We start from the raw sequence: 18689 nt of genomic DNA, 5'->3' as shown, positions 1-18689 counted from the left end.
CTCCGGAATGATGTTTCTTCGCTTCGCATCTTCGGGACGGGGGTCGTGTGCCCGCATCAGGGGAGCCGTACTTTTTTCTCAGTTACGCACATACACCGAGGTTCGGGGCCGGGGGCCCCGACCCGGACATGTGGGTCGAGCGCCTTTTCCGTGATCTCTGCGGGCACGTGATGGCGCTGACGGACCTGCGCGCCGGGTACGACGTCGGGTTCATGGACCGGGAGATACGCAGCGGCGAGGGCTGGTCCGAACGGCTCGCCCGGGCACTCGCCAACTGCCGGGTCTTCGTCCCCCTGTTCTCGCCGCGGTACTTCGCCAGCGAGATGTGCGGGAAGGAGTGGTTCGCCTTCGCGCAGCGGGCCGTCCAGCACGGCGCGATGAGCAACAAACAGGCCGAGGCCATCGTGCCCGCGTTATGGGTGCCGGTGCCACCGGAGCAACTCCCGGGCCCGGCCGAGCGGTTGCAGTTCAACCACAACACCTTCGGCGAGCGCTACGTCACCGACGGCCTGTACGGGCTGATCAAACTGCGCGGCTACGCCGACCAGTACGAGCAGGCCGTGTACGAGCTCGCCCGGCGCATCGTCCAGGTCGCCGAGACCGCCCACCTGGACCCCATCCGCCCGCTGGACTACCGCAACGTACCGAGCGCCTTCGGCTCCAGCGGCAGCCCGGCCCGCACCCTGCACGTGACCGTGGCCGCCGCCTCCCGGCACGACCTGCCCGAGGGCCGCACCCCCGAGTACTACGGGGACACCGCCCTGGAGTGGAACCCGTACCATCCGGTCGCCCAGCGGCCGATCGCCTACGTCGCCGAGGACCTGGTCAAGAACCTCAACTACCAGACCACCATGTCCTCCTTCGACGACGAGGCCGGACACCTCGACAGCAAGCAGTTGCCGACCCGGCCGGAGATCCTGATCGTCGACCGGTGGGCCGTGGAGGACGAGCAGCGGCGCCGGCGCCTGGCCGCCTTCGACCGGGAGCCGCGGCCGTGGGTCAACGTGGTCGTGCCGTGGAACCGGTACGACCACCAGAGCCGGTCGAAGGAGAACGAGCTGGCCGACCGGCTGGAGACCACCATGCCCAAGACGATGGGCCAGGGCCGGGCCGCCTGCCGGGCCGCCGCGAACGGCGTGGCCAACGTGGAGACCCTCGGCCAGATCCTGCCGCAGGTGGTCGAGGCGGCCGCCCAGCAGTTCCTCAGACACGCGCAGCCGTATCCGCCGAAGGGGGACACCTCCATCGATCGGCCCCGGTTGCTGGGGCCGATGGGGATGAACGGGCCGCCGGGGCCGCCATCGCCCCGCGTCCCCTTCCCGCCCGACTCCGACCGGCGCCGGACCGGGCCGGCGGGGGCCGGCCTCCACGACAACGACGACAACGACACCGACCGGGGGGACGCGGATGACAGCGAGCAGTGACAGCAGCAGCGACAGCCGTGACGGACGCATCGTCACCTTCTATTCGTACAAGGGCGGCACGGGGCGCACCATGGCGCTGGCCAACACCGCCTGGATCCTGGCGGCCAACGGCAAGCGGGTCCTCGCCGTGGACTGGGACCTGGAGGCGCCCGGCCTGCACCGCTTCTTCCACCCCTTCCTGGACCCCTCCACGCTGGGGGCCACCACCGGGGTCATCGACCTGATCAGCGAGTACGCGTGGGCCGCGACCAGTCCGGTGCAGCGGCCCGACGACTGGCACAAGGACTACGCGCGGATACAGCCGCACGCCGTCTCGCTCACCCCGGAGACCCACGGCTGGGAGTTCCCGGACGGCGGCACCCTGGACTTCGTCTCGGCGGGCCGGCAGAACCGCGAGTACTCGGCGACCGTTTCCACCTTCGACTGGGACAACTTCTACGACCGGCTCGGCGGCGGGCTCTTCTTCGACGCCTTGCGCGCCGACATGAAGCGGAACTACGACTACGTCCTGATCGACAGCCGCACCGGACTGTCCGACATCGCCGACATCTGCACCGTCCACCTCCCGGACGTCCTCGTCGACTGCTTCACCCTGTCCGACCAGTCCATCGACGGCGCCGCGTCCGTCGCCCGCCAGATCGACGAGCGGTTCAACGACCGCGGCATCAAGATCTACCCGGTCCCGATGCGCATCGACGAGGGCGAGAAGGAGAAGGCCGACGCCGGCCGGGCGCTGGCCCGGATTAAGTTCGACCGCTTCCCGAACGGCCTGGTCGGGGACGAGCTCACCTCCTACTGGGGTGCGGTGGAGATCCCGTACCGCCCCTACTACGCCTACGAGGAGACCCTGGCCACCTTCGGCGACGAGGCCGGGCTCACCAACTCCTTGCTCTCCGCGTTCGAACGGCTCACCGCTGTGGTCACCGAGGGCCAGATCACCTCCATGCCGGTCATCGGCGAGGAGGTCCGGTTGCGCATCCGGGACGCCTTCACCCGGCGCCGCCCGGCACTGCCCGCCGACCTGTTCCTGTCCTACGTCGCCGAGAACCGGATGTGGGCCGACTGGATCGAGTCGGTGCTCACCCGGGCCGGTTTCCGGGTCGTGCCGAAGGACGTCTCGGCCGAGCGGGCACCGGGAGCGGTCGCCGGGGACACCCTGGGGGGTGCGGGCATCAGCATCGACACGGCCGCCCGGACCGTGGTGCTGCTCTCCAGCGCCTACCTGAAGTCGGCCCGGGCCGTGGACGTGTGGGAGCGCGCGGCCGCCGAGGACCCGACCGGGGGCCGGCGCCAGCTGGTCCCGCTGAGGGTGGGTGACGTACGGCTCTCCACGCCGTACATCGACCGCAATCCGGTGGACCTCTTCCGGCTCGACGAGGTGCACGCGACGACCGCCCTGCTGCGTGCGGTGGAGCGGCCCATGGCCCTGCCGGACAGCGTCAACAGTGCCTCGCAGCCCGGTCCCCGCTTCCCTGGGACCGTCCCGAAGATCTGGAACGCGCCGCCCCGCAACCCGGGGTTCACCGGGCGCAGCATCGTGCTTGAGCGGATGCGCGACCAGCTCGGCGGGGGCATGGCCGTGGTGCTGCCGCAGCCGCAGACCCTGTTCGGGCTCGGCGGCGTCGGCAAGACCCAGGTGGCACTGGAGTACGTGCACCGGTTCATGGCCGACTACGACCTGGTGTGGTGGATCTCCTCGGAGCAGACCGACGACGTGGTCGCGGCCCTCGCGGAGCTGGCGGTGCGGCTGGGCGCGCAGACCGGCGAGGACATGGCGGCCGCCTCGCAGGAGGCGATCGACCTGCTGCGGCGCGGGGTTCCTTCCTCCCGCTGGCTGCTGGTCTTCGACAACGCGGACGATCCCGAGACGCTCAAGCGGTTCTTCCCGCCGGGCGGGCCGGGCCACGTCCTGGTGACCTCCCGCAACCAGTCCTGGTCGCAGTACGGTGACGCGCTGCCGGTGGACGTGTTCCTGCGGGAGGAGTCCATCGAGCACCTCCAGCGCCGGGCCCCCGGGCTCAGCAAGGACGACGCCGAGCAGGTGGCGGTCGCAGTAGGCGACCTGCCGCTGGCCGTCGAGCAGGCGGGGGCGTGGATCGCGGAGACGGCGACGCCGGTATCCGCGTACATCGAGCAGCTGGCGCAGCAGGCCGCCCGCGTGCTCGCCCTGAACCAGCCGCCCGGTTACCCGGAGCCGGTGGCCGCCACTTGGAACATCTCCATCGAGCGGCTGCAGTCCCGGTCCCCGGCGGCCGTCCGGCTGCTCCAGCTCTGTGCCTTCCTCGCGCCCGAGCCGATCTCCGCGAACCTGCTCTACAGCAAGGAGATGATCGACGCCCTCAAGCCCTACGACTCCTCGCTGCAGGAGAAGCTGGTGCTGGGCCGGGTGATCCGGGAGATCGGCCGGTTCGCGCTGGCCAAGGTGGACCAGGTCAGCAACAGCATCCAGGTGCACCGGCTGGTCCAGGCGGTGATCCGGGCCCAGCTGAGCGAGGAGGAGCAGCGCGAGGCGCGGCACGCGGTCCACCGGATCCTGGCGGGGGCCAGGCCGGACGACGACGAGCCGATCGACAATCCGGAGACGTGGCCGCGGTTCAACACCATCTGGTCGCACCTGACCCCGTCGGAGGCCCGGTACTGCAAGGAACCGGAGACGCGCAGGCTCCTGATCGACCGGGTGCGCTACCTGTGGAAGCGCGGCGACTTCAAGGCCGCGTACGCCCTCGGCGAGGAACTGCGCGAGGCGTGGAAGGAGATGCTGGGCAACAACGACCTGCAGTACCTGTACCTGCGCTTCCACCTGTCGAACATCTTGCGCTCGCAGGGCCGGTTCGTGGAGGCCAAGGAGCTGGACGAGGTCACGTTGGAGCGGCAGAAGGCGGTGCTCGGCCCCTCGCACCCGCACACGTACATGACGATGAGCGGTCTGGCCAACACGCTGGGCGCACTGGGTCATTACGGGCAGGCGATGGAGCTGGCGACCGACGCGCACGAGGGCTTCAGCCAGATCTTCCACGAGGCGCACCCGCGCACGCTGGCCGCCGCGAACAACCTGGCGCTGAACCTGCGGCTCGTGGGTCAGTACACCAGGGCGCGTGAGATCGACCAGGAGGTGCACGACCTGCGCACGGAGGTGCTGGGGCCGGAGCACCCGTACACCCTGTCATCGGCGCAGAACCTGGCCCGCGACCTGCGCGAGGTGGGCCGGTACGAGGATTCGGTGCAGCTGCTGAGCCGGACGTACGACACCTACAAGCGGACGCTGGGACGGGCGTTCCCCGGCACCCTGTCGGCGGCGAAGAACCTGGCGGTGTCGCTGCGCCGGGCCGGCCAGCTGGAGGACGCCCTGCGGCTGACCACGGCCACCCGGGCCCGCTACCGGGCCAAGTACACCTCCGTCAACCCGGACCTGCTGTCCTGCGAGCTCAACCTGGCCTCGGACCTGTTCGCGACCGGGGATCCGGGCGGGGCGCGGGACCTGGCGCAGGAGGTGGTGGACGAGTACATGAAGGTGCCGGGCGAGCGGCACCCGTACACCTTGGCGGCCGTGAACAACCTGGCGGTCTTCCACTGGGGCACGGGCTCCGCGGAGACGGCGGAGGCGATGCTGCGCCAGACGATCCGGGGGATGCGGGACGTGCTCGGCGACAACCACCCGCACACCGTGTTCGCCCACCTCAACCTCGCCAACACGAGGGCCGACCTGGGCGATCCGGAAGGCGCTCTGGAGTTGGAGCGGCTCGCGGTGATGCGGCTGCGCGAAGCGCTCGGGGCGCACCATCCCGAGACCCTGGCGAGCAGTTCCAACATGGCGGTCAGCCTGGACTCGATGGGCCGCAAGGAGGAGGCGGCCCGGTTGCGGGCGGAGGCGGTGTCCGAGCTGACCCGGCTGCTCGGCGAGGACCACAGCCTGACCCGGTACGCGCGCGACGAGCGGCGGGTCCACCGCGACCTGGAGCCTCTCGCCGTCTGATCCGACGGCGGGCGGCGGGGGCTCCGCGACCGCGGGGCCCCCGCCGGCCGCCACCCGACAGTAGGGGGGCGCTGTGACCGACAGCATGACCTTTCGAAGCGAGGACCTGCCGGCCCTCTTCCACCACACCGACCAGGCGGCGATCTCCCGGCAGCGGGAATCGACCCAGGCCACCCGCGCCCAGTTGTTGCTGCTGGTCGCGGCCGCGGCGGCCGCCGCGCTGCCCGCCGGGCCGAAGCTGGGCTCGATGTACCTCTTCGGGCTGTTGAGCGTGCTCTCGTACGTGGGGGTGCTGGGGGTGGGGATGCGGGCGACGCGGCGCCGGGCCCGCCCGCAGTGGCAGCTCAACCGCAGTGCGGCGGAGTTCATCAAGTCCCTGGCCTGGCGGTACGCGGTGCACGGGGCGCCGTTCGGCAGTGAGGTCGCCACGCCCGAGGCGACGTACCGGACCCGGTTGGAGGCGGGTCTGGCCGAGCTGCGGAAGATGGGCTGGGAGGATCCGCGGGCCGCCGGGACGGTGCCGGAGGGCGGGGAGATCACCGGCGCGATGCAGCGGCTGCGCGGGATGGACTACCAGGCGCGGCGCGAGACGTACGTCCGGGACCGGCTGATCGAGCAGCGCAACTGGTACCGACGGCGGACGGAGGTGTCCCGGCGGGCGACGAACCTGTGGTCGTGGACGATCGTGCTGCTGACCTGTCTGGCACTGCTGTTCGCGCTGCTGGGGTCGTTCGGTTCGGGTCCGGGGCCGAGGCTGACCGCGCTGCTGAGCGCGGCGGCGGCGGCCGGGATCGCCTGGAATGAGGTGCGGCGCCACCATCCGCTGATCGAGGCGCACACGCTGATCGAGCAGGACCTGGCGGCGATGATGGTCGTGATGCAGACGACCATCACCGAGTCGCAGTGGCCTTCGTCGGTGTACGAGACGGAGCGGTACGTGTCTCCGCAGCACACGGACTGGCTGGCCCGGCACAGCAGTTGAGGACGGGGGGCGTGGCTCAGTCCCGGGTCACGCCCTCGCGCCAGATGACGGTGACCGGTTTGCCGAGCGCCCGCGCGTAGGCGACGATCTCGGCGGTGCCGCCGTGGCCGCGGGCGGGCTGTCCGTCCCAGACGGCGACGATCCGGTCGCAGGAGTCGGCTATGTAGGTGCCGGCGGCGTAGTAGGCCTCGTCCGTGGAGCGGGCGAAGTCCATTCGGACCTCCTGGGTGGCCCGGTTCTTCAGGCCCCGGTAGCGGGCGAGGGCCTCGGCACCCTCGAAGGCGTCCTCGTAGTCCCCGCTGGGGATCACCACCGTGAGGTCGGCGCCGTTCTCGAGGGCGATGGCCGCGAACAGCTGGTCCGCTCCCTCGGCGAGGCTGGAGAAGGCCTCCAACGGTCCTTCGTGGTCGCCCAGGACGGCCCGCAGCCCGTCCTCCACATGGCCGAGCACCGAGTCGGGAATGGCTCGGTGTCCGGTCACGCCGATGCGTTTCATGCAGAAACCAGCCTCCCCCGTGGACACGGCCGCCCCGAACATCCTCCCAGAAGGCGGGAGGACGTCCAGGGGTGCGGCGGGGGCGCGTGAGTCATCGTCAGTAGACGCTGACCCCATAGGCGTTGAGGGCTTCGACCACGGGCTGGAAGAAGGTCGTCCCGCCCGAGGAGCAGTTGCCGCTGCCGCCGGAGGTGAGGCCGACGGCACGGGCGCCCGAGTAGAGCGGGCCGCCGCTGTCGCCGGGTTCGGCGCACACGTTGGTGCGGATCATGCCGTAGACGATGTCGCCGCCGCCGTAGTTGACGGTGGCGTTGAGCCCGGTGACCCGGCCGCTGTGGATACCGGTGGTGGACCCGCGCCTGGTCACCGACATGTTGACCGTGGCGTTCACGGCGCTGGTGATGTCCTGGCTGCCGACGGTGCCGGGGGGCACCGGCGTGTTGCTGGCGTACTTGATGAGGCCGTAGTCGTTGGTCGGGAAGCTGGAGCCGACCGTGGAGCCCACGACGGTGGTGCGGGCGGAGTTGCTCCACCAGGTACCCGCGCCGTCGGTGCAGTGGCCGGCGGTCAGGGCGTAGTAGTTGCTGCCGCTGCGCACGTTGAAGCCCAGCGAACAGCGCCAGCTCGTGGCGTAGATGGCGTCGCCGCCGGAGACCAGTTTGGTGAGCTTGCCGGGGATGCGTTCGATGCGCAGTGCTCCGACGTCGGCTCCGGCCTCGCGCTTGATTCTCGCGATACCGGCTTCGGGAACCGTGGAGTCGGCGGAGACCACGAGGGTTCCGGTGGCGGGGTCGGTGTGCCAGGCAGTGCCCGCCACGTCGGCGCGCAGGACGGATGCGCCGGCCGAGGCGAGCTGGTCGGCGCTGAATCCGCCGTCCCGCGGGTCCGCGCTCGCGGCCGTGGGGACGGCGAGCGCTGCGGCGGCAGCCAGGCCGGTGGCCGCCGCGAGCAGCCTGGTACGGGTCATGCGCTTGATCCTCACTTCTCGTCCTCCTGGAGAGGTTCGGGGGCCCGACGGTTGTGGGGGTGCCAGAGCCCGTGAGGCGCAGCCGGGGGCACGGCGGGCGCATAAACTTTGGCCGTGTCCCTGACAAGCGCTGTCGGGAGTGTCCTGTCGTCAGATACCGGTAGCAAGAGCGGCTTTCAGCCTCCGCCCGCCCGCCGCCGCCGCCTCGAAGGGAAGCGTGTTTCCGGGCGGCGGGAAACGGCAGGTGAAGCGGTCCGCGAAGGCGCAGTGAGGCAGCGCGGAGTGGTGGGAGTCCACCGCGATCGCGCCCCGCGCGTCGGGTATGCCGGGCTTCGGGAAACGGGGGCGGGGGCGGGGGCCGGGGCGCCCGCCGGTGGCGTCGCCGAAGCCGGTCCAGAGGCTGTCGCCGTCGGCGTCGACGGCGACCTGGAGGGTGCGGCCGGCTCCCCCGAAGGAGAAGACCGGCTCTCCGCCGGGGTCGAGGCCGCGCGCCCGCCCGTCGGTGTTCTCCGCCTGGACGCTCCGGTCCTCGGCGTACGGCCGAAATCGCCCCGGCCGTACGAAGGCGGGGTCGTAGGGGGTGGCTCCGTCGCCGGCGCGGGCCCGGCGGGCCCGGGAGTCGGGGTCGTGGACGCGGACGCCCCGCTCCCCCTCGCGTCGGATCATCGCGATCCGGAGCTCCCCGACGGAGAGCCGGGAGGGCGCGGGCGGGGTCTCGTCGGCGGTCGGTACGACGTCACCGGCGAAGGGCTCGCCGTCGAGGCTCAAGGAGTCCCCGGCGGTGGCGGTCGGTGCACCGCCGCCCTCCGTCCGGCGCCACTGCCCCGGAACGGCCGGAATTCGACCTTCCGGGTGGTCGGCGAGCCGGGGGGTTCCGGTCAGCGCAAGGGGGCCGCAGGGTGCGGACACGGCCGCCGCCCTGCGCTCGTGCCGTTCCCGCCGCGCGGCGTGCGGGTCGTCTGCGTCGTCGCTCATCCCGCTCACCCCTTCCACACCGGTCCGGACGGGAATCCCCCCGTACGCCGTCCGGACCTGTGAAATCTGAAAGGGCCTCAGCAGTCGCAGCCGCAGCAGTCACAGCTGCAGCAGCCGTCGCCACCACCGCCACCACCGCCGCCACCACCGCCGCCGCTCCCCCCGCTCCCGCTGCCGGAATGGTTGGTGCCGTTGCAACAGTTGCAGCAGTCGCAGGCGTTGCACCACGCGTCCCGCTTCTTCCGGGACCACGGCCCCTCGTAATCGGTGCAGCACAGCTGGCAGGTGCAGAACAGCCCGATGGCCACCGCGCAGCCCGCGAGCAGTCCGCGGCGCGGCCGCTGCGGGGGCGGCGCGCCACCGAATCCGCCCGGGCCCGTCGGCGGCATCCCGGGGCCGCCCGCTCCCCCACCGTACGGAGCTCCACCGTACGGAGCTCCACCGTACGAAGCCCCGCCGTACGGGTTCTGGCCCTGGCCCTGGCCACCGTACGGCTGGCCCGCGTACGGGTTGCCGCCCTGTCCGGCGGAGGCCGTTGCCGTGTGGCCGCAACTGCCGGTGCCGAAGGCCCGGTCCACCGAGGTGCGCAGCTCGTGCACGAGCAGCCGGTGGGCGAGCCCCGCGTCCGTGAACTCGACCTCGCGCAGCGCGAGCTTGATGCCGTGGAGGGCGTCGTCGCAGAGCCTGCGGGCCTCGGTGAGCGAGGTCCCGGTGGCGGTGAGCGGGTTCCAGGCGCCCGCGACGGCGTCGGCGCCCTGGTCCTCCACCGCGTCCAGCAGGTGCGCGAGCCGCCCGAAGTACCGGCCGGCCTCGGCCAGCGCGGCGGCGTTACCTGGACGTCCGGCCAGCTGCGCGGTATGCGCGAAAGCGGCGGCCGTCGCGGTCTCCGTCGGCTCGGTCACCACGAGCACGGGAGTGCCGGGGCCCGCGAGCGTCTCGATGCCCGCCTGCCGGTCCACGGCGTCGACGAGCACGGCGGTGTCGAAGCCGAGCGAGGCCCCGGTGCGGGCTCCGGCCCGGTCCCAGCCGCGGGCCACCTTGCGCGCGGCGGCGGCTATGGGAGCACGGGCCAACAGCCCGTCCCGGTCCGCCACGTGGTCGCGCACCTTGGCGGAGGCGAGCACCAGCGAGACGGCGGCGGCGAGCCGCGCCCCCTCGCCCTGGGCCACCGAGGCGGTGCGCATCCCGCGCAGCGGGCAGGGCCCCGCAGTGCGCCGGCCCTCGGGCGCGGTGCCCGACTGAGCCTCCGTCAGAACGGAAACGAGCAGCCCGTCATAGTTCGTCACGATCCTGGCGAACTGTCCGTGATCTCCCCGAAGTGCCAGGCAGAGCCCGCACAGATGGGCCATCCACTCCGCCTTGAACCGTTCTCCAAGCCGGTGCGTGCAAGGTCTCACTATGCCGAACAAGCTGCTCCCCCGTGTGTCGTACGCGTGCTTGCCGGGCATCGTATCGACCCGCTCGTTTCACCCGTACGTCCGCGTCGCTCACCCGTAAGGCCGCAGCAGTCGTATTTTCACTCAGTCAGCAGTGGTAGTGACCAGGATCCTTGACCGTGCAACGGATGTTCTGCACCAGTACCGTCACGAAACCCGTGCGCGGCGGCTATCCACTTGGCGCGTTGTCAGCATCATGGACGAGCATAGGGGCAGCGGAGAGAAGACAGACTGACCGCGGTGAAAGGAGGCAGTCCATGGGTTCGGTGCGCAAGGCGAGTGCCTGGCTGGGTCTCGTGGAGGACAGCGACGACGATCGCTACTACGACGACGACTACGCGGAGGCCGCCCAGGGTTCGGTGGCCGGCCCCGGCGAGCAGTGGGTCACCGACCCCCGGGTGCGGGTGGCCTCCGAGTCGGCCGTGGAGCACGGCCGTCGCATCGCGACGGTCACCCCGGACGGTTTCCGTGACGCGCGGGGCATCGGCGAGCTGTTCCGCGACGGAGTCCCGGTGATCGTCAACCTGTCGTCGATGGACCCGGGTGACGCGAAGCGCGTCGTCGACTTCGCGGCCGGACTGACCTTCGGGCTGCGCGGTTCGATCGAGCGGGTGGCGACCAGGGTCTTCCTCCTGACCCCGGCCGACACCCAGATCGTCAGCGGCGAAGCGGGCGGCCGCTCGCGCGACTTCTTCAACCAGAGCTGAGCCCGGGGGCGGGGGCGATCCTCACCGGAAGGCGTCCAGACCGGTGAGTGCCTTGCCCAGCACCAGCTGGTGCATCTCGACGGTGCCCTCGTAGGTGAGCACCGATTCGAGGTTGGTGGCGTGCCGCATGACGGGGTACTCGAGGGAGATCCCGTTGGCGCCGAGGATGGTCCGCGCGGTGCGACAGATCTCGATGGCCTCGCGGACGTTGTTGAGCTTGCCGAAGCTGATCTGCTCCGGCCGCAGGGTGCCCGCGTCCATGCGCCGGCCCAGGTGGTGGGCGAGCAGGATGCCCTTGTGGAGCTCCAGGGCCATGTCCGCGAGCTTGGCCTGGGTGAGCTGGAAACCGCCGATCGGCTTGCCGAACTGCTCCCGCGTCCTCGCGTAGTCGAGCGCGGACTCGAAACTGGCCCGCGCCGCGCCCATGGATCCCCAGATGATCCCGTAACGCGCGTGGCTGAGGCAGCCGAGCGGCCCCTTGAGGCCGGTGACCAGCGGCAGCACCGCGTCGGCGGGCAGTCGTACGTCGTCCATCACCAGCTCGCTCGTGACGCTGGCCCGCAGCGACCACTTGTGCTTGATCTCCGGCGCGGAGAACCCGGGCGTGTCGGTGGGCACCGCGAAACCGCGGATCCCCTCGTCGGTCTGCGCCCACACCACGGCGACCGCCGCGACGGAACCGTTGGTGATCCACATCTTGCGGCCGTTCAGCACCCAGTCGGTGCCGTCGCGCTTGGCATGGGTCTTCATCGCCGCCGGGTCCGAACCCACGTCGGGCTCGGTCAGCCCGAAGCAGCCGATCAGCTCGCCCGCGGCCATGCCGGGCAGCCAGCGCTGCTTCTGCTCCTCGGAGCCGTACTTCCAGATCGCGTACATGGCGAGCGACCCCTGCACCGACACGAGCGAGCGGATCCCGGAGTCGGCGGCCTCCAGCTCCAGGCAGGCGAGCCCGTACTGCACGGCGCTGGCGCCGGCACACCCGTAGCCCTGGAGGGACATCCCGAGCGCTCCGATGCCACCGAGCTCCCGGGCCAGCTCGCGGATGCCGGGCAGCTCGCCGCTCTCGTACCACTGCGCGATGTTCGGCAGCACCCGGTCGGCGGCCCAGGCGCGGACGGTGTCCCGAACGGCGAGGTCCTCGGGCCCGAGGAGCTCATCGAGCCCGAGCGGATCATGGGGCAGGAACGCGGACACTGGGCCTCCCGGCGGCCTGAGACAGAACCTAGCAACGCAAGTTTTGCGCTCGCCCGAAGCTATGCGCCCCGGCCGGGCAAATCCAGCCCCCGCCGCACCAACCCGGCCCCCTCGGGGTCCCTCCCAGCGGTAGCTGGGGGAGTTTGAGGCGCGGGGGTCCGGGGGTAGCGCCCCCCGGCAACGGCGGCGCACCCGGCAAGGCGCACCCGGAAACACCGGACGGCGTCAGCCCGCCTGCTCGACCGGGGTCGGCCGCGCCTCCCCCTTCACCTGCGCGGGCAACCGCACCTCCGCCGCTTCCTCCTCCGCCGCCCCGCATTCCATCGCCCGCGGCAGCTTCAGCGCCATCACCGCGCCCGCGAACAACAGCACCGCGCTCACCAGCAGCGTCACGTGCAGGCCGTGCACGAACGACTGCCGCGCCGCCGCATGGAGCGACGCCCCCGCCGGCCCCCCGAGGTGCGCGGCGATCTGGTAGGCCTCGCCCAGAGAATTCGCCGCCCTCGCCGAATCCGCCACTGACACCCCCGGCACGTCCATGAGCCCCGGCCGGTACGCCGCGTTCATCACGCTGCCCAACAGCGCGATGCCGATGCCCGCGCCCAGCTGGTACGAGGTCTCGCCGATCGAGGCCGCACCGCCCGCGGTGGCCGCCGGGGCCTCGCTCAGCATCGACTCGTACGCGGCGAACAGCGTGGTCTGCAGCCCGAAGCCGAGCAGGATGAAGCCGACGGTCAGCAGCAGCGGCCGGTCCTGCTGGCCCATGAGCATCAGCAGCAGCACGGCGCAGCCGGTCAGGACGAAGCCCAGCGACACCATCGTGCGCGGCCCGACCCGGGCCAGGGTGTACGAGCCGGTGGCGCCCGCGGCCATGGCGGCGAAGGTCAGCGGCAGCAGTCGCAGACCGGTCTCCAGCGGGCTGAGGTGCAGCACCAGCTGGAGGTACTGGACGGCGATCAGCTCCAGGCCGACCAGGGCCAGCATGGCGAGGACGATGCAGGCGACGGAGGTGGAGAAGGCGGCCCGCGAGAACATCCGCATGTCGATCAGCGGGTGCTCGCGCCGCTTCTGGCGCCGCACGAAGAACACGAGCAGCACCACGCCGATCAGCAGCGGGAGCAGCGCCTCGGCGTCCAGGAGCCGGCGTTCGGCGCCCAGCCGCTTGATCCCGAGCACCGTGCCGAGTACACCGGCGGCGGCCATCAGCGCGCCGAGGACGTCCCAGGGCCCGTCGGCGGAGCCGCGGGACTCCGGCAGCAGCCAGCGGCCGAGCGGCAGGATCAGTGCCATCAGCGGGATGTTGATGAGGAAGACCGAGCCCCACCAGAAGTGCTCGATGAGGAAGCCGCCGAGCACCGGTCCGCTGGCCGCGCCGATGGCGGCGACGGCGGTCCAGATGCCGATGGCGAGCGCCCGCTCGCGCCGGTCGGGGAAGACCTGCCGCAGGATCGACAGGGTGGCGGGCATGATCATCGCGCCGCCGATGCCGAGCAGGGCGCGCGCGGCGATGAGGACCTGGGCGTTGTCGGCGAGGGCCGCTATCGCGGAGGCCACTCCGAAGAGTCCGTAGCCGAGGAGCAGGATGCGACGACGGCCGACCCGGTCACCGAGGGTGCCGAAGAGGATGAGCAGCGAGGCGCAGACCAGTGGGTACGCGTCGACGATCCACAGGAGCTCGATCGAGCCGGGGCGCAGGTCCTCGGTGACGGAGGGGACGGCGACGTGCAGGATCGTCGCGTCGAGCGCGACGAGGACCAGGCTGACGCAGAGCACCGACAGGACGACCCAGCGGTTGGTCCCACCGGAGGCGGCGCCCAGCCGCTGCCAGGGGGAAGGGGTCCGGACCCCGGCCGCGTTCGTCCCCGACATGCATGTACCTCCCAGGTGATCCCTCGGGCTCGGCGGACCAGCGTCTTGTGGAGCCACGGGGGGTGGTGCGCTGTGCGGCGTCCAACGGGGTCCGGCATCGACACGCGAGTGAACGGTCAGCGTACGCGAGTTCGTCTGCCCGACACGTGGTCAAGCTCTCATCCCGGCGGCGGCCCCCGTGTGGCGTGTGCCACTCCCTCCGCCGCCATCCTTCCCCCGTGTACACGCACGCTCACGACGCGTGGTTTCTCCGTTGCCGCGCTTCCGGCCCCGGCTCCGGCCCTTGAGGGGCGTATGACCGCCGCCACCGATAATCATGCCTGTGGAAGATCTTGGATTGCGACGGGCCGTGCCCGCACTGGCCGTCTTCGCGGCGGTGCGGCTGCTCGGGCTGACCGTGCTCGCGGCATGGGGCGCGGCGGTCGGCAGTAGCCCGCACACGCTGTTGTCGGCCCGCTGGGACTCGCTCTGGTACGCCCGCATCGCCGCGGAGGGGTACGGGTACGAGGTGCTCCTCCCGAACGGGGACGTCCACTCGAACCTGGCCTTCTTCCCGCTGCTGCCGTGGCTGGAACGGGCGGTGTCGGCCGTGACCGGGCTCTCGTACGGCTCTGCGGGTCTGGTGGTGTCGGTGGTCGCGGGGCTCGCCGCGGCCTGGGGGATCTTCGCGGTGGCCGAGCTGGTCCACGGCCGTCGGGCCGGGGTGTTCGCGGTCGCGGTCTGGGCGGCGCTGCCGGTCGCGATCGTGCAGTCCATGGCGTACAGCGAGTCGCTGTTCACGGCCCTGGCCGCCTGGGCGCTGTACGGGGCCCTGCGCGGACGGTGGCTGACGGCGGGACTGCTCGCGGCCGGCGCCGGACTGACCCGCCCGGTCGGGGCGGCTGTGGTCGCGGCGGTGTGGGTGGCCGCGGCGATGGCCTGGCGGCGCGGGGAGCGGTCCTGGCGGACGGTCGCGGGGGCGCTGCTGGCTCCGATGGGTGCGGCGGCGTACGTGCTGTGGGTCGGCGCGCGCACCGGGGGCGGGCTGCTGGGCTACCTGGACGTGCAGGGCGGCTGGGGCAACGGTTTCGACGGCGGCTGGGCGTTCGCGGGGTTCATCGGAACGAAGCTGGCCTCGTCCGCGTTCCTCGCCGGGGTGGGGCTGATCGCGGGGGTCGTGCTGGTGCTCTGGCTGTACGGGAAGTGCGTCCAGCAGCGGCAGCCGGTGCCGCTGCTCGTGTACTGCGGGATCGTCGTGGCGCTGGCGCTGTGCGCGTCCGGGTACTTCGGTTCCAAGCCCCGGCTGTTGCTGCCCGCCTTCCCGCTGCTGCTGCCGCCGGCGGTGGCGCTGGCACGGTGGCGGACCGGGCGGGCGGCCTCGGTGGTGGGTGCGCTGGCCCTGATCTCGGCGGTCTACGGGGCGTTCTGGCTGAACGGCTCGGGTCCCCCGTAGGCCCCCCATGTCACGGAATGAGTCATTCCGATCCATCTTTCAGCAAAAGAAATGACCTTCTCGGCAATAAAGTCCGGATAATCGGGCGAAACAATTCCCCGAGACCGTGGATCAAGGGACGACCAACCACTGTCGAAATAGCGGGAATTAAGCCCCGCATGAGACCAACTCCACATCACATGGTCATCACAAAGCCCGCGATTCGCCCGGGCCGACCATCGACGGGCGGTAACGTCGATTGAGTGCGTACCGACCAAATCCTGACCCGTCTGGAGCGGGTGTTCGCCCGGCTGGACCGGGAACCAGAGCGACCGGCTCATCTGCAAACCCCGCAGATGAGCCGGCACCGCGTCGTACTCCTGGGATCGACCCTCGCCTTCTATCTCGCAATCGTGGTCGCGGTCCTGACCACTTCTTGGCTGGTCCGCCTGGACTGGCAGATCATGTTCTTCCGGCCCTACGAGCAGTGGCCGCAGCTGCACGCCTTCCTCGACTACCTGGTCGTCCTGGGCCAGCGCGGACCCACCGCGGTCATGGTCGCCGCCTGGCTCGGCTGGCGCTCCTGGCGGCAGCACACCCTCCGCCCGCTGATCACCCTCGGCGTGGCGCTGCTGCTGCTCAACATCACCGTCGGGTCCGTCAAGCTCGGCCTCGGCCGGCTCGGTCCGCACTACGCCACGCAGATCGGATCCGCCGAACTCTTCGCCGGTGGCGATATATTCCCTTCCGGTCACACCGCCAACGCCGTGGTGACCTGGGGGATCCTGGCCTACCTGGCCTCCACCGGGGTCACCCGCCGGGTGTTGTCCGTGGTGTCCGCGGTCGTCTCGCTGAGCGTCGGCGCCACCACCGTGTACCTCGGCACCCACTGGGTCAGCGACGTCCTGCTCGGATGGTCCGCGGGCCTGCTGATCATGCTGGCCCTCCCCTGGTTCGAGCCGCTCATCGCCCGGACCGAGGCCTACGTCTTCGACGTGCGCGAGCTGCTGCGCCGCCGCGCCGAGACCGGACGGATGCCCGCGCCGGTCGTCTCCGTGCTCACCCCGCTGCTCTCGGCGGGCGGCAAGTGGCAGTTGCGGAGCGCCGCGCAAGCCGCCACCACCGCTGCCACTGCCACCGCCACCGTTGAGGAGCCGGCCCCGCAGCCCGTCACGACCACCGCGGCCGCGCCGGCCACCGTCACCGCGCACTCCCCCACCGCCCGGCCCGCCGCGCACCCGGCCGGCCGCCCGCACGTGATCCGCTCCGAGCGGACCCCGGCCACGCCGAACGGCAGCCGCCGCCCGGCGCACACCGAACGGGCCACCACCCGGGGGGCCGCGGCCCGTCCGGTCGCCGGCGGCTGACGGTCCCACCGCGGGGGCGGTACGCACCCCTCTCCCCGCGACACACGAAGGCGGGCCGGGTCCTCGGACCCGGCCCGCCTTCGCCGTTCGTCAGCGCCACGCCCGGACGTTCGTCCGTCCCGGGTCACGCTTGTGTCACAGAATATCAACAGCCGCAAATTGTTTACCGGTCCGCGACACGCCCGGGGTCCAGACGGTTTGGAATTTGTTCGGAACGCGGCCGAATTCCTGTCCGGGATTGCCACGATCCCCTTGGACCAGACCAGTTGAATCCCCCTCAGCTCCCCTACATTTCCTGCACTTCTCCGGCCTCCACGGCCCTACCCAGGAGATCCCGTGCGGCCCTGATCCGATCCGTCAGCTCCGGCGGCTCGACCACTTCGAACTCACAACCGAGCAGCATGACGTGAATCACCAGAACGTCCAGGTTCACGGCCCCGGTGCGCAGCAGACAGCTCTGCCCGTCGACGGGTTCCAGGACCCCGTCGCTCGGCCCGATGATCCGTGCCGCGTCCTGCGCCGAAACCTTCAGCCGCACCACCGCGCGGGCGGCGTACGCCCGCTGCGACACGCCCTCGGAGACGTACGCGGCGAGGTCTTCGGCGGGCGCCGGGCGCGGGGTGAAGCGCGGTCCGTGCGGGGGCCTGGGCTCGATCCGGTCGGCGCGGAAGGTCCGCCACGCCTCCCGGTCCAGGTCCCAGGCGACCAGGTACCAGCGCCGCTCGGTGCACACCAGCCGGTGCGGTTCGACGGTGCGGCGGCTGACGTTCCCCTCGTGGTCGCGGTACCCGAAGCGCAGCCGCTCGCCGTCCCGGCAGACCGAGGCCAGCTCGGTCAGCACCGAGGGGTCCACCGTGGACCGCTGGGCGCCGCGCAGCATGGGCACGGTGAAGTCGTTGAGTGCGGACACCCTGCGGCGCAGCCGCGACGGCAGCACCTGCTCCAGCTTCGCGAGGGCGCGTACGGAGGCCTCCCCGATGCCTTCGACCCCGTTGCCGGCTGCGGTCCGCAGGCCCACGGCGACGGCCACGGCCTCGTCGTCGTCCAGCAGCAGCGGCGGCAGCTCGGCCCCCGCGCCCAACTGGTAGCCGCCGCCGGTCCCGGGGCTGGCGTTCACCGGATACCCGAGCTCCCGCAACCGGTCCACGTCGCGCCGGACCGTCCGCGCGGTGACCCCGAGGCGGTCCGCGAGATCGGCCCCGGTCCATTCGCGGTGGGCCTGCAGCAGGGAAAGCAGGCGCAGCAGTCGTGCGGAGGTATCGAGCATCCCCAGAGTCTGCCAGCGCTCCGCGACCGGCCGGGCCTCAGCAGAGCAGCGGTGGCGCTTCGGCGCCGCTGAGCTCGACGAGCGCGCAGAGGGTCTTCAGGGAGACCTTCCAGACCCCGTCCTCGAACACCACGGTCCCCTTGCTGCCGGGCAGCACCGTCTCGTCGCCGACCAACAGGTCGTAGGTCACCTCGGCCCCGGTGGGCGAGGTGAAGGCGACGTCGGTGACCTTGACGGAGGTCCTGGCCGCTTCGGCACCGGCCGAGAAGCCGTCGAGCAGCACCTTGAGCAGGTCGCCGTGCTGCAACAGCTCGGCCTTCTCGTCGGTCGGGGTCTTCGGGTCGAAGAACGCGGTCCAGTTCTTCTCGATCTGCGCCTTGGCCGCCTCGGGGTCCGCGGGCCCGTCCACGGCCGGCAGGATCCCGGCCGCGGCGGACGGTGGGTCCTGGGCCCCGGCCGCCACTGCGGGCGAGGACCATCCCACGGCCGCCGGTAGGGCCAGCAGGACCGCGGCCGCCGCACAGGCCGCGGCGCGTGCGGGTGCGCGCGGGTGGACGCGCGGGCGTCTGCTCAGAACCATCTGGCTCACCACCGGTGTCCGAGCCGTTCGGCTCGTCGTTT

The 18689-nt window shown here is 71.5% G+C and carries 14 protein-coding genes; 6 read left to right on the top strand and 8 right to left on the bottom strand.

Annotation, left to right across the window (positions count from 1 at the left end; genetic code table 11):
- Positions 1–47: 47 nt before the first annotated feature.
- The 3 genes from OG207_RS32965 to OG207_RS32955 all read left to right on the top strand — a co-directional run bounded on the left by OG207_RS32965 (position 48) and on the right by OG207_RS32955 (position 6379).
- Positions 48–1424, top strand: a complete 1377-nt coding sequence (locus OG207_RS32965; RefSeq protein WP_329103583.1) for a TIR-like protein FxsC — start codon at positions 48–50, stop codon at positions 1422–1424.
- Complete coding sequence (gene fxsT, locus OG207_RS32960) at positions 1408–5397, top strand: FxSxx-COOH system tetratricopeptide repeat protein (RefSeq protein WP_329103581.1); 3990 nt, start codon at positions 1408–1410, stop codon at positions 5395–5397. The genes OG207_RS32965 and fxsT overlap by 17 nt, the downstream gene beginning before the upstream one ends.
- An 85-nt stretch (positions 5398–5482) precedes the next feature.
- Positions 5483–6379: a DUF4231 domain-containing protein gene (locus OG207_RS32955; protein WP_329108077.1), complete on the top strand. Its 897-nt coding sequence runs from the start codon at positions 5483–5485 to the stop codon at positions 6377–6379.
- A gap of 16 nt (positions 6380–6395) precedes the next feature.
- On the opposite strand, the gene OG207_RS32950 is transcribed toward OG207_RS32955, so the two are convergent.
- From OG207_RS32950 to OG207_RS32935, 4 genes are all read right to left on the bottom strand, one after another.
- Positions 6396–6875 (bottom strand): hypothetical protein, encoded by a 480-nt coding sequence (locus OG207_RS32950; RefSeq protein ID WP_329103579.1) that lies wholly within the window; start codon positions 6873–6875, stop codon positions 6396–6398.
- A 97-nt stretch (positions 6876–6972) separates the two neighbouring features.
- On the bottom strand, positions 6973–7857 hold the full coding sequence (locus tag OG207_RS32945; protein WP_402697237.1) for a S1 family peptidase: 885 nt from the start codon (positions 7855–7857) through the stop codon (positions 6973–6975).
- A 135-nt stretch (positions 7858–7992) separates the two neighbouring features.
- A complete protein-coding gene (locus OG207_RS32940; RefSeq protein ID WP_329103575.1) occupies positions 7993–8817 on the bottom strand; it encodes a DUF1684 domain-containing protein in 825 nt (274 codons plus the stop codon).
- A 77-nt stretch (positions 8818–8894) separates the two neighbouring features.
- On the bottom strand, positions 8895–10226 hold the full coding sequence (locus OG207_RS32935; protein ID WP_329103573.1) for a DUF5685 family protein: 1332 nt from the start codon (positions 10224–10226) through the stop codon (positions 8895–8897).
- A 284-nt stretch (positions 10227–10510) separates the two neighbouring features.
- On the opposite strand from OG207_RS32935, the gene OG207_RS32930 reads away from it, so the two are divergent.
- Entirely contained in the window at positions 10511–10960 is a 450-nt protein-coding gene (locus OG207_RS32930) for a cell division protein SepF (RefSeq protein ID WP_030012752.1), read from the top strand.
- A 21-nt stretch (positions 10961–10981) separates the two neighbouring features.
- Here OG207_RS32930 and OG207_RS32925 read toward each other — a convergent pair whose 3' ends face one another.
- Together OG207_RS32925 and OG207_RS32920 are read right to left on the bottom strand one after the other, a co-directional pair.
- A complete protein-coding gene (locus OG207_RS32925; RefSeq protein WP_329103570.1) occupies positions 10982–12154 on the bottom strand; it encodes an acyl-CoA dehydrogenase family protein in 1173 nt (390 codons plus the stop codon).
- Between the two features lie 225 nt (positions 12155–12379).
- Positions 12380–14023 carry an MFS transporter gene (locus OG207_RS32920; protein ID WP_329103568.1) on the bottom strand — a complete coding sequence of 548 codons (1644 nt, stop codon included), beginning with the start codon at positions 14021–14023 and terminating at the stop codon, positions 12380–12382.
- Positions 14024–14345: 322 nt separating this feature from the next.
- Between OG207_RS32920 and OG207_RS32915 the strand changes: the two genes are divergently transcribed.
- Positions 14346–15455, top strand: a complete 1110-nt coding sequence (locus OG207_RS32915; protein ID WP_329103566.1) for a glycosyltransferase family 39 protein — start codon at positions 14346–14348, stop codon at positions 15453–15455.
- A 242-nt stretch (positions 15456–15697) separates the two neighbouring features.
- Positions 15698–16801, top strand: coding sequence for a phosphatase PAP2 family protein (locus tag OG207_RS32910; RefSeq protein ID WP_329103564.1), 1104 nt, complete (start codon positions 15698–15700; stop codon positions 16799–16801).
- Positions 16802–17087: 286 nt separating this feature from the next.
- Here OG207_RS32910 and OG207_RS32905 read toward each other — a convergent pair whose 3' ends face one another.
- Positions 17088–18068, bottom strand: a complete 981-nt coding sequence (locus OG207_RS32905) for a helix-turn-helix transcriptional regulator (protein WP_329103562.1) — start codon at positions 18066–18068, stop codon at positions 17088–17090.
- A 37-nt stretch (positions 18069–18105) separates the two neighbouring features.
- Positions 18106–18648: a hypothetical protein gene (locus OG207_RS32900; RefSeq protein WP_329103560.1), complete on the bottom strand. Its 543-nt coding sequence runs from the start codon at positions 18646–18648 to the stop codon at positions 18106–18108.
- Positions 18649–18689: the final 41 nt, after the last annotated feature.

Origin of the sequence: Streptomyces sp. NBC_01439 (assembly GCF_036227605.1) — a bacterium.
Taxonomy (GTDB): domain Bacteria; phylum Actinomycetota; class Actinomycetes; order Streptomycetales; family Streptomycetaceae; genus Streptomyces.
This window is presented reverse-complemented; position numbering and strand designations above follow the sequence as displayed.

Coding starts and splice junctions, on each gene's coding strand:
- OG207_RS32920 (WP_329103568.1), bottom strand. CDS start 14,023: ATGTCGGGGACGAACGCGGCCGGGGTCCGGACCCCTTCCCCCTGGCAG.
- OG207_RS32905 (WP_329103562.1), bottom strand. CDS start 18,068: ATGCTCGATACCTCCGCACGACTGCTGCGCCTGCTTTCCCTGCTGCAG.
- OG207_RS32930 (WP_030012752.1), top strand. CDS start 10,511: ATGGGTTCGGTGCGCAAGGCGAGTGCCTGGCTGGGTCTCGTGGAGGAC.
- OG207_RS32950 (WP_329103579.1), bottom strand. CDS start 6,875: ATGAAACGCATCGGCGTGACCGGACACCGAGCCATTCCCGACTCGGTG.
- OG207_RS32955 (WP_329108077.1), top strand. CDS start 5,483: ATGACCTTTCGAAGCGAGGACCTGCCGGCCCTCTTCCACCACACCGAC.
- OG207_RS32940 (WP_329103575.1), bottom strand. CDS start 8,817: ATGAGCGACGACGCAGACGACCCGCACGCCGCGCGGCGGGAACGGCAC.
- OG207_RS32900 (WP_329103560.1), bottom strand. CDS start 18,648: ATGGTTCTGAGCAGACGCCCGCGCGTCCACCCGCGCGCACCCGCACGC.
- fxsT (WP_329103581.1), top strand. CDS start 1,408: ATGACAGCGAGCAGTGACAGCAGCAGCGACAGCCGTGACGGACGCATC.